General features: G+C 54.8%; 8 protein-coding genes and 1 pseudogene. 3 read left to right on the top strand and 6 right to left on the bottom strand.

Translation table 11 applies throughout. The annotated features are described in order from the left end of the window. Nucleotides 1–118 precede the first annotated feature (118 nt). A complete protein-coding gene (locus ACR0JX_RS16110) occupies nucleotides 119–979 on the bottom strand; it encodes a LysR family transcriptional regulator (RefSeq protein WP_480544809.1) in 861 nt (286 codons plus the stop codon). Nucleotides 980–1,065: 86 nt separating this feature from the next. Here ACR0JX_RS16110 and ACR0JX_RS16105 point away from each other — a divergent pair, with 86 nt between their 5' ends. After that, entirely contained in the window at nucleotides 1,066–1,824 is a 759-nt protein-coding gene (locus ACR0JX_RS16105; protein ID WP_480544808.1) for a sulfite exporter TauE/SafE family protein, read from the top strand. Between the two features lie 494 nt (nucleotides 1,825–2,318). Here ACR0JX_RS16105 and ACR0JX_RS16100 read toward each other — a convergent pair whose 3' ends face one another. Further along, on the bottom strand, nucleotides 2,319–3,017 hold the full coding sequence (locus ACR0JX_RS16100; RefSeq protein WP_480544807.1) for a dimethylsulfonioproprionate lyase family protein: 699 nt from the start codon (nucleotides 3,015–3,017) through the stop codon (nucleotides 2,319–2,321). A 165-nt stretch (nucleotides 3,018–3,182) separates the two neighbouring features. On the opposite strand from ACR0JX_RS16100, the gene ACR0JX_RS16095 reads away from it, so the two are divergent. Beyond that, nucleotides 3,183–4,109, top strand: a complete 927-nt coding sequence (locus tag ACR0JX_RS16095; RefSeq protein WP_480544806.1) for a LysR substrate-binding domain-containing protein — start codon at nucleotides 3,183–3,185, stop codon at nucleotides 4,107–4,109. Nucleotides 4,110–4,162: 53 nt separating this feature from the next. Here the strand turns inward: ACR0JX_RS16095 and ACR0JX_RS16090 are convergent, their stop codons facing one another. Together ACR0JX_RS16090 and ACR0JX_RS16085 are read right to left on the bottom strand one after the other, a co-directional pair. Beyond that, complete coding sequence (locus ACR0JX_RS16090; RefSeq protein WP_480544805.1) at nucleotides 4,163–5,182, bottom strand: sterol desaturase family protein; 1,020 nt, start codon at nucleotides 5,180–5,182, stop codon at nucleotides 4,163–4,165. Next, nucleotides 5,175–6,842, bottom strand: coding sequence for an ABC transporter substrate-binding protein (locus ACR0JX_RS16085; RefSeq protein WP_480544804.1), 1,668 nt, complete (start codon nucleotides 6,840–6,842; stop codon nucleotides 5,175–5,177). The genes ACR0JX_RS16090 and ACR0JX_RS16085 overlap by 8 nt, the downstream gene beginning before the upstream one ends. Before the next feature lie 280 nt (nucleotides 6,843–7,122). Between ACR0JX_RS16085 and ACR0JX_RS16080 the strand changes: the two are divergent. Then, nucleotides 7,123–7,754 (top strand): annotated as a pseudogene (locus tag ACR0JX_RS16080) (tyrosine-type recombinase/integrase). A 212-nt stretch (nucleotides 7,755–7,966) separates the two neighbouring features. On the opposite strand, the gene ACR0JX_RS16075 reads toward ACR0JX_RS16080, so the two are convergent. Continuing rightward, the gene (locus tag ACR0JX_RS16075; RefSeq protein ID WP_480545026.1) at nucleotides 7,967–9,850 is read right to left on the bottom strand and encodes a multiheme c-type cytochrome; all 1,884 of its coding nucleotides are present in this window, start codon (nucleotides 9,848–9,850) and stop codon (nucleotides 7,967–7,969) included. A gap of 76 nt (nucleotides 9,851–9,926) precedes the next feature. After that, nucleotides 9,927–10,904 (bottom strand): HAD family hydrolase, encoded by a 978-nt coding sequence (locus ACR0JX_RS16070; RefSeq protein WP_480544803.1) that lies wholly within the window; start codon nucleotides 10,902–10,904, stop codon nucleotides 9,927–9,929. Nucleotides 10,905–10,952 lie beyond the last annotated feature (48 nt).

Here is a 10,952-nt window from a genome sequence, read left to right as displayed (position 1 = left end):
TGTAGCGTGAAATCGCAAGGGTCGGGTTAGGCTAGGCGGGGTCATTCGGGCAAATATAGTGAATGTCTACCGTGCAGGACGAAGTGAGCTTTCGCTGCGGGTACACAAATGGCCGTCATTAGGTCTTTCTCGATGCGAAAGCGAGTTGTTCAATTAATAATTCCTGGCAACTGCTGGGGTCATGCGGTCCTTTGTACGCGGCCAAAGCGACGGACTCGAGTTGTGGTAGGCCCAAGGACGGATTGGCAGGAACCAAGGGCGATACAATCGTTTGCGACGGCATCACGGAAAGCGCTAGACCGGCTTGAACCAGCGTTCTGACCCCCACAGGATGCGGGCTGAGGTGGGATACGCGCCCCTTCAGTCCTGCGGCATCCAAAGCGCGCAATGCATAGCGCCTCAGGTCTCGACCATCCGTCAGAAATGCCAATGGGATTGGGCCTTCATCCGGCATTTCAAATGCAGGCGAAACAGCCCAGACCAATTCCACAGACTGTACGAATGCGCGAAAGCTATGGCGACCCTGATCCATCATGAAAGCAACGTCGATATCCCCGTCCTCGAGGCGCTGCAGCAGCCGGTCACTGCGGTCGCATTGGATTTGAATTTGAATGTCAGGCCGCAATTTGGCGAAGGCGTTCAAGGTCTCGGCTACAATTGACATGGCGAGTGTCACTGTCGTTCCCAACCTCAAGACCTGTCGAGCGTTGACTGTTTGTACCGCCTCCACCGCTTCCTCGGTGAGAGAAAGGATACGTTTGGCGTAGACCAGAAAAACCTCTCCATCTGGTGTAAGCGCGACTTTCCTGCCTCTTCCTCGAGATACGAGTTGTTGCCCAAGGCCAGCTTCGAGTTTGTTGATCTGCGCACTTACTGCGGATTGGACGGTATTTAGTCGTGCTGCCACCTGGGTGAAACTGAGTTCGTCCGTCAACATGACGAAGGTGCGCAGTTCTTTAAGGTCGGGTAAAATCTCCATGCGAGATTTTTATATTCAAATATGACTGTTTCATAGATTTCATTTTCTTCGATATCCGTGGACCCGAAAACCGAGGGTATCTCCAAATGGATCAATCAATTGCGTTTTATGTCGTTGCGGTCGTGGCTATTGTTTTGACGGGTGTGTCGAAAAGCGGTTTTGGCGGCGGTCTGGGTGTTATGGCCGTTCCGTTGATGTCGCTCTTTGTGACACCTCAGTTCGCAGCTGCGGTCATGATGCCCATCTTGCTGGCCATGGACCTGTTGGTTGTCTGGCGCTACCGCGCTACCTGGGATAGTCGGATTATCCTAGGGTTACTGCCAGCGGCCTTTGTCGGTCTGGGTCTGGGAAGCATATCGTTTCACTACATGGACGCGAATATGGTGAGGTTCCTGGTGGGGCTCTTGGCGGCGTTCTTTGTGGTGCAATTCATGGTTGCGTGTTCTGGGGAGCTTTCACACCAAAGAACGTCCCGACCGGTTGCTTTTGCGCTAGGGGCGCTCTCAGGCTTTGCCAGCTTCATCGCTCATGCGGGCGGCCCGCCGGTGAAGGGCTACCTGCTTCGACAGCAACTCGAGAAGTCTTGGTTTGTAGGAACCAACACAGTCTTTTTCTTCACGCTAAACTTCCTGAAGACCATTGCCTATGGGGCGTTTGGAACACTTTCAGTGACGAGCTTGCAGATCAGTGCCTTTCTGTCGCCCATGCTTTTGCTTGGTGTCTTCCTAGGCTTTCGGCTTCACACAGTCGTGGATCAGAGGGTCTTTGTGAAAATCGTCTATGGCTTTCTGGCGCTAACCGCCATGAAACTGCTCTTCGACAGCGGGACGTTTTTTCTTTTGTGAACTCGAACTGCAAAGCTGCCATTCGCACAAATTGCAGTATCTGTCGACTTGGGCTCAGTCCAGAACTAGGATGCAGCGCAGTATCTGACCTGTGGAAAGCAATCTGCACATTCATGAACGGCCCAAAGCCAGCCTTTAGCTTACGCATTACGCTCCATAGAGTTTTGGGATTGTTTTTGCAGTTCTCGAAGACATCGCATTGATCGAAAAACAGACCAGTAGCCCCGACCGGGACGCAGCCTTCGCGATGCGAGTTAGAGTTTACTCTTTCGATAAGGCAGATACCGGCCTTGAGTAGCTTGACGTCAAGAAGTAAATTGGGACGAATGCTCTTCGTCGGCCCTTACCAGCCGTTCATCGGGTCACGCATCCCCGCATTGCAGCTTCACCGAACCGGACTTTCGCTGCGAGAGCACAATTCGGCGGTGGTCTAACTCACAGTCCGCGGACTGAGCCGCCATACACCAACTCCAAGGCAATGTCCGCTCGTCGTTTCAAAACTTGTTGCGGCACAGGCTTTCTTCGATATCTGCCCAGTCCGGAAATGGAACGACCCGGCAGATGGAATCGATATTTTCCAACCAAACAAACACCGATAGAAAGGGGTGGTCATATGCGCGTGTGGCATGAGGTTCGCCGGGCGCATTCCATATGATCGATCCGGCCTCGTAGTCTTGCCACCCTTTGGACGACAACCTCCATCCCGAGCGAGGGGACAGGTTCAAGTAAAGCTCGGGTGCATCATGGGCATGATCGCGGTATAGCGTTCGTGGTCCTAGCATGAAAAGGCCAAGACAGAAGTCTTGCGCTTCAAACCCACATGCGTTCGGCCCGATAAGCAGGCTGTGCAAGTTGCAATTGCGATACCCGTCGCCAAGATCGGCATTCGGCGCGTAGAATTGTGCGTTGTCTTCGCGCCAGACCAGATCGCGTCGGGCGCGTTTGAGGCAACTGGCAATGTCACGCAAGTCCGGCGAGGTTATGTCTTCAATCGCTTCGGTCAGAATAGTAGCATGACGTGTGTCACGCGGTGGGACATCCTCGGAGGCCCTCAATGACAGGTCCATGGCCCGCATCTTCTCCAACGCCTGATCTATGCCCATTGCACGGGCACGATTGGCCTCGAAAAACTGCATGATCGCGTGCACGAGCGCATGGATGCGCATGGATTTTTCTGTGTTCGTACCAGACATGGATGATCCTGATGAGCCGGATTTTGCGGCCGTTTTTCTTCAGACAGATTGACCGCCCGGCCTCGCGTTGAGTAGTGAAATGAATTGTTTCACCGTCAAAAGATATTTACCGTTTGCTGCGGGGTTTTTCAGCTGACCCGCACTTCACTCTGAAGGGAAGAACACTTGGCTACGCGCATACCCAGCTTGACGTCACTTCGTGCTTTTGAAGCTGTCGCGCGTTTCAGGAGCTTTCGAAAGGCGGCCGACGAGTTGCATGTCACCCACGCCGCCGTCAGCCATCAGATCAAAACACTGGAACAGACTGTCGGCATCCAGCTTTTCGTCAGAAACAGCCGGTCGGTGGAACTCACTCCGGCAGGGGCGCAATACTATCCGTCGATCCGCGAACATATCCAGGGCATCATGGACGCAACGCAGCGCCTGCAAGCGCCCGACGAAGCGAATGTGCTGCGTGTGCAGTCCTATAACAGCTTCAATACGATGTGGTTGCAGCCCAGGCTTGCCGAATTCCTGCAGGACAACCCAACGATCCGGGTCCGCATCATCTCGTCCTTTGAGGAAGGGAACTACGACATTCACCGCTTTGACGTAGGCGTTTTCAACGCGCCGCCTTTTGATCCCCGGTATGACTATCGGTTCCTGTTCGAAACCGACATCTTCCCGGTGTGCGCGCCGAGTTGGGCGGGGATACAAGAAGGTTCTGCTGATCTGGCCTTGTTGGAAACGGCCGACCTTCTGTCCGTCCCTAACACCGGGAATGTGGCTGATTGGGATCGCTGGTTGCGCCACGTTGGTCTGACTCCAGAAACCATGACCTACGGGTCGGTTTTCGATCACTATCCTCTGGTCCGAGAAGCAGTGTTAAATGGCAAAGGCATTGGGATCGCGCGCGCGTCCTTCGTTGATCGTGATCTGGCCAGTGGTCGCTTGATCAAGCCCTTCGAGCAGACGGTACCCGAGCCTCTACCGTGGTTTGTCGCGACGAAGAAGGAGGGCAAACCTGATCCGAGTGTCGCCCTATTCGTGGACTGGCTGATGGCAGAGATGGAGTCTGACCCAACAGTCAGAACCACACAGACCTCTGCTTGAGACGGCAAGGGATCGGCCTCACCGGCACCGGATGGAGACCGCCAGTCAGGCACTCAATTCACATGCATACGTTTCTTGGTTGCGCGCACACGTTCCGTCGCCTCGGGGCCGCCATCGTGATAACTGCCGAACCAGTTGTCCCACGGCATTTCCGGGCCGCCGTAATTGCATTCGAAATAGCGGTGATGCAGCTGGTGATGGAACGATCCGATCTTCAGGTGGACCTTGTCCCCGATCACCAGTTTTTCAAAACCGGCATGCGACGTGGCAGAAGCAAGCGCCAACGAAAATCCGATGAAGAGAAAGTGGATCGGATGCGCGGGCAGAACCAGGAAGATCAGCAGCAGAGACATGTAGCCGACATGCTCGACCGGATGCATGGAAAAGCCAGACCACGGTGCCACTGAAACGCTGCGGTGATGTACTGAATGAACGCGTCTGTAGATCCATGGGATGTGCAGTGCGCGGTGCAGCCAATAGAAATGGAAAGACTGTACAACGGGTAACAAGAGGAACAGGGCAAAAAACCAGATCGGGTTGCTTTGAAGAGTGATCATCGGTGCCCAGCCATTGGCGTAGCCCATCCAAACGATGGCATCGTAGAACGTCCACATGGTCACGCCAGACAGGAGCGCGTAGGTGACATTGTCCCAATACTGATCGTTCCAAAGGAAGACGCGCGCATTCCTTGCAGGCCCGCGCCGGTCGAACTTGTAATCGTCGCCTTGCTTCTTCCATCCGTAAAGCCACAGGTGCAGCCCTTGAGCAAAGAAGGTCATCAGGATCAGATTGCGCGCCCATAGCTGCAACACCCATCCCCAGCTTAAGTGCTGCATTTGCTCCAAGGGTGGCACCACCCAAGCCCAGACGGCCCAGGCCATCAGCGCGTAGATCAGGTATTCGGTGATCGGTAGCCAGTTGGTTGCAAACCACCGCAATGTTGCCATTGGCCTTGGCGGCCAGGCAAACAGCGGCGTGACGGCGACAGGCAGGTCCGGATGCCAGTTCCATTCCTTGCTAGTGCCAGCGTTCAGCTGCTCACCCCTGGCCGACATGGACGTTGCCTTACCCATCCAACCAAATCTTATCCATGTGGATTTCAAAGGTCGGGTGCATACCCATGCCCTTCACATTGGGACGGCTGTGATTGTAGAGCGACCGCCAGTAAGGCTGCGTCACCACGCCTTCCTCCACCATGATGGTCTGCAGCTTGGCCATGATCTTGCGGCGTGCGTTGGCATCAGGCGTGGCCAACGCGTCGGCCAGCAGGCTGTCGAATTCGGCATTGTTGAGCCCTGTTTCATTCCATGCCTCGCCGGAACGATAAGCCAACGCCAAAATCTGCACACCCAACGGACGCATATTCCAGTTGGTCGAGCTGAACGGGAACTTTGCCCAATCATTCCAGAAGGATGATCCGGGAATGACGGTGCGTTTGACTTTGATCCCCGCATCACGCAACTGAGCCGCCATGGCATCGGTCGTGTTCTTGCGCCAGTCATCGTCGATCGAGATCAACTCATGCTCAAAGTCTGCCATCCCGGCTTCTTTCAGCAGGGCCATGGCCCCCGCCGGATCATATGGCAGGCGGTCGACCTCGGCGTACTCAGGATGGATCGGGCAGACATGGTGGTTTTGAGCCGGAATAGCCAGACCGTTAACCCCGAGCTCCAGAAGGATGCTGTTGTCCACGGCCATGGACAAGGCGCGGCGAACACGCACGTCAGCATATGGGTTGTCAGGGTCTGTGTCCGTGGATTGGTTTGTCCGCAAAACGATTGTTGCCGCTGTGACAGCCTCGTTCTGCTCAAGGCCGAGACCAGTCAGAAGAGCGACAAACTCACCGCTGCTCTCATAATTCGCATCGATCTCCTCGGATTCGTAGAGCGACGCAATGACCGTGGGGTCGGTGCCGACGTCGATGTATTCGATGCGATCCAGCCAGGCCCCGTTGCCCTCGTTCCACCATGTATGTCCTTCTTTTCGGACCAGCACCGCTTTCACGCCAACCTCATGGCTCTCAAGGGTGTAGGGGCCTGTGCCCAGAGGGGCCTTGAAGGGGTCCGCACTGCCGACGCTGGGATGCACGATGGCGGCCGGATAGTCGGCCATGCCAGCGATGAGGGTGATGTCCGGTGCGGGCAGGTTCAAGCGGACCGTCATGTCGTCCACGATCTCAATCGCGCCTTCCGCAGCCTTGCCTGTCTCGGGATCGATCAATGTCCCGAAACGCCCGGCCATGGAGTTGCCCTCGACATCCTTGTCGCACCAACCCGCAATGTTGTGCGCAACATGCTCCGCCGTCAGCGCATCGCCGTTGTGCCACGTCACGCCTGGGCGCACGTTCAGAATGTAGGTCTTTGCGTCTTCGCTAATCTCCCAGCTTTCCAGCAGCATCGGCTCAAACGTGAAATCATGCGTGTACCGCACGAGGTATTCCAACCAGCCACGGCTGATATTGGCCTGTGGACTGTCGTCATAGGATCGAGGGTCCTTGCCTGCCCGAACCACCATGCCAACCCGAAGCGTGCCTCCGGCTTTTGGGGTCTCGGACGCCATAGCGGGCGCATTCATCCCCAGCATGGCATAGGCGGTTGCCGTTGTGGCCCCGAACGTCGTTGCCATAGCCAGAAACTCGCGACGGTTGACATCGTCTGTTCGAGCGCCTTGTGACATAGCGGCGTTTTCGATGCTTGGTGGCAGGGTGTCGTTGCCGGACTTGTAGAATTTCATGGTTTCCTCCCGTGATCTGTCGCGATGGTAGGCCTTGAACAGAGCCTGGGAGAACTGAAAGTCGTTGGGCGATCATAAAGATTTTCTAACCAATGGCCGTTCCCAAATTTGAAAGATAGCGAACTTTACGAAAAGGCACTGCCGACATTTGTGTTCTGTGCAGCATCGGTAACTGTGGGCTCACAGCCAACCTCGGAGGCGGTGCAGCAATCTCGTGATATGTTACCTCGTCAACGTCGGGTTGTCGGTGTGGAGGGCATGGCGGATCGGAGGATCAGTCATGGAAACACCAAACTTACCGGCCATTCGCGCGCTTCGTCCAGCCTGGAACAAAGGACGTATCGTTGGCCAGAAACGGCCGCTGAAGCCAAAGCATGTCTGGGCGATCCGTGTTCGACTTGAATTGGCAGAAAATCATTGCGACCTCGCACTTTTCAACATGGCGATCGACAGCAAGCTGAGAGGTTGCGACCTGGTGAAGATGAAGGTCGTCGACGTTATGGCATCTGGCCAGATCAAAGAACGGGCTTCCGTGTTGCAAAGCAAAAAGCACAAACCGGTGCGTTTTGAAATGTCCGAAGGCACAAGAACCTCGGTAGAGAAGTGGATGGAGGATGAACTCATGGTCGGCTCTGAGTACCTTTGGCCGGGTCGCTTCCATGAGCGTCTTCATATCTCGACACGCCAATATGCACGGATCGTCCGAGATTGGGTCACATCGATCGGTCTGGAAGCGAGCGCATATGGCACGCATTCAATGAGGCGAACAAAGGTGACCCAGATCTACAAAAAACCGGCAACTTGCGGGCGGTTCAGCTACTGCTCGGTCACACAAAAATGGACAGCACGGTCCGATATCTGGGCGTCGAACTTGAGGACGCGCTAGCAATCGCCGAGGCCATTGAAATCTAGTAAATTCGGGCCGTCTTCGAGGGCGGCCCTTGGCAGCCGTTAACTACAGTTTGGACTTTGCATTATAGCATCTCATAAGCGGTCATCGATGTACCGCGCGATTTTTTTGGTAATATCACCTCACCAAAGGTATCAAGTTGAAATCGAGCCGATAATTCGCAAAACGGATCAGGCTTATCCTGCAACTGATCAATACACGTCACCCTTCTTTTTCATCGCAGACCCGAAGCTAGTGCAGAAAGCGAAGGGTCATCTGGATTGATCAAAAGCGCGCGGTCTAGTACCTGCCTTGCAGCACTTAAATCGCTTGTCGCGGCAGCGAGACGTACCTGCATCACCCACGCATCAACACGTTGTGGATCGAGATGAGTTACTTCTTCAAAAGCCATTTGTGCGGCAGCTAAGTTGCGCATCGACAAGGCCATCCCACCCAGAACCAAGTGAGTTTCTGGAAAATCTGCGCGGTTGAGCAACGAGCTTCTCCATTCGGTCATGGCCTGTTGCAATCGCTCTTGTTCCTGGCGAGACATTTGCAATCCATTCGCTGACAGCATTGCCCGCGCTGCTGCAATCCTGACTTTCCGGAACGGATCCTCCAACAAAGGCAAAATTTTTGAAAGCTCGTTTTGGTTGGCATCAGTTAGCAAGCCCACCGCAATGGCGCGAACCATAGGATCGGAATCATCCAACTGTCCAAGAGCCAAATCTCTCACATCCTCCGCCATGTCCTGCTGTAACAACCACAAGGCTGTTGCACGAACAATCGCAGGCTGGGCGGTGTCGCGTGCTAACTGGGCAAGATCATTGCTAGCCGCACCCGAACTGGTGCGCGCCTTAGCGAACACCTGCGCGAAATGTACATCACGATTTACGCTTTGCGGATACCAAGCCTCTACGGTCTTTGCGGCCCATTCGGAGGTTTGATCCGTATGGCAATCGGTGCAAGTATCCGGAGCCCCTGTCTCTACCGTAAGATCTGGTCGTGGGATGCGAAATCCGTGATCCCGGCGCCCATCAACGCCCATGTAAATCTGCTCTGGCATATGGCAGCTTTTGCACTCTGCACTTTCCGAACCCATAGGATGAAAGTGGTGGGCCGGATCGTCATAGAGCGCGCGTGTTAGGCCAGGAAACTCTTCGCGCCCTGCTGGCGAATGACACTGGGTGCATACATCATTTCCTTCGGCGATGAGCGTTGCAGAGTGTGCGTTATGACAATTGGTGCAGCTGACGCCGCTGGCATACATCTTAGACTGCTGAAAAGAACCGTAGACATAGACTTCGTCCAATATTTGGCCGTCCGAATGATAAAGACCAGGTCGCAGTAGCGCGAGGTTGTAGTTGTCGTGATACGATGATCCAGGCAGCGGATTACCGTCTCCAAACGCCTCACGACGAGAATGGCACGTGGCGCATTGCTGGATCGTCGCCTCCGCGCCCGCGTTGAAATCCATAGTCAGTCCGAGCGTGTTCAATTGCCCGTTGCTATTGGTAAGTTCGCTTCCTTTGGCCCAGTCGAGATGAGCTGAGCCGGGACCATGGCAGGCTTCGCAACCAACACCGATTTCAGCGTGGGTTGATGCGTAAGTACGCGTGTTCGGATCATAGTTCTTCTCAAACCCGGTAGCATGACATTCGGCGCATCGAGCGTTCCAGTTTTTGTAAGGCCCGGTCCAATGCAATCCGTCATCCGGCGGCAGGTCCTGATCGGGATAGAGGTGATACCAGCGTTCGTTTTCCACGTCCCAGACCACGTCGAAGCTTTGCAGCCGGCCTGGCTCAGTTTCGAACAGGTATTGCTGAAGCGGAGCGATGCCCACGACGGAATGCACCGGGTATTCAGTTGTGAGACCGTCTTTTTCGGTGACGGTGGCGCGATACTGCACTCCGTCGGTACTGAAACGGACGTTCATGCCATCATGGCTGAAGGAGGTGCCATCGAAATCTGCAATCACCGTATTCGGCTCCGGAGCGCTCCATGCCAGCGCGTGATGCGAACCGCTCCACGCAGCGGCGGCTTCGGTATGGCACTTGGTGCATTGCGAAGAGCCTACATATTCAAGCTCTTGAGCGGATGATCCGGTGGGAAGCCCCAGAACGGTTGTTCCAGCAATGGCAATCCATCTGATCAGGGGCGCTGATAAACGAATGGCTATCTTTATATCCTTCCCGCTACTGTTTCACACCGGTGTAGATGCGCGACCAATCGCTGGCCATATCGACGATGAGCCAGCCCAGATCAGGACCGCTTTCCAGCCCATCGCACAGCCGACCAATATGGCTGTCGCAAGCATAGGCCACTTCGCGTTCACCATCCGTATGATGCACGATCAGGCCCAGCCGAAGTCCGTCGCCCGCCGTGGTCCATTCAATCATCGCATAGTCGCCGTCCGAGTTTCCACCAGCAATGATCGGTCGTTTCCCGATGATCCGGTCGATATTGATTGGCTTACCTTCTTTATCGTCAACAAAACCGATCGCCGGTTGTTTGATGATGGTAGGAACACCGTCGATCACCTCATAGGTGGTTTCGGTATAGGTGCCGATGACCTGTTCGGTCGGGATGCCATAGGCGGCCTCGGCAAAGACCCGCATGAAATGAATCCCACCACCAGAGACGATATATGTCTTGAACCCTTCGTCACGCAGATAACGCAACAACTCCACCATCGGCTGGTAAGTCATCTGGTCGTAACGCAGACTCGTAACCGGGTGAGTTGCGGTGGCAACCCAGTCGCTCACACTTGCCTGAAAATCGTCTACACTCAGACCACTATGGGTCGCCTCTAGAACTTCGATCACGGCTTTTTCGCCACCCTCAGCCAGAGCCTTGTAATCACCTGCGGCAGCAGCCTTGAGCGCATCAGACTTGACCACTTCAGGGTCATCCTGCGCCATCTTCTGAAACGCTTCGACCGCATAGATCAGTTGGAAATATACCGGCTGCTCACCCCATAGCGTGCCGTCATTGTCAAAGACCGCTATACGGTCGGTCGGCGTAACATAACCATCGGAATTGGGGTCGGTGACGCTTTCAACAAACGAGATGATCCGCGCCTTGCTGTCTGTTTCATTCCAGGATGGCAAAGGGTCTGCAAATACAACCGAAGTGATGGAAAACAGCGAAAGGAATAGAAAATACCTGAGCATGAATTGGCACCTTAGCAGGGTCAAAGAAGACAGGCCGCCACGATTGTG

The sequence above is a fragment of the Ruegeria sp. AH7 genome, from assembly GCF_056541325.1.
The sequence above is the reverse complement of the archived record's forward strand: the minus strand, read 5'-3'. Positions and strand labels throughout refer to the sequence as shown.

Coding starts and splice junctions, on each gene's coding strand:
- ACR0JX_RS16110 (WP_480544809.1), bottom strand. CDS start 979: ATGGAGATTTTACCCGACCTTAAAGAACTGCGCACCTTCGTCATGTTG.
- ACR0JX_RS16105 (WP_480544808.1), top strand. CDS start 1,066: ATGGATCAATCAATTGCGTTTTATGTCGTTGCGGTCGTGGCTATTGTT.
- ACR0JX_RS16100 (WP_480544807.1), bottom strand. CDS start 3,017: ATGTCTGGTACGAACACAGAAAAATCCATGCGCATCCATGCGCTCGTG.
- ACR0JX_RS16090 (WP_480544805.1), bottom strand. CDS start 5,182: ATGGGTAAGGCAACGTCCATGTCGGCCAGGGGTGAGCAGCTGAACGCT.
- ACR0JX_RS16085 (WP_480544804.1), bottom strand. CDS start 6,842: ATGAAATTCTACAAGTCCGGCAACGACACCCTGCCACCAAGCATCGAA.
- ACR0JX_RS16070 (WP_480544803.1), bottom strand. CDS start 10,904: ATGCTCAGGTATTTTCTATTCCTTTCGCTGTTTTCCATCACTTCGGTT.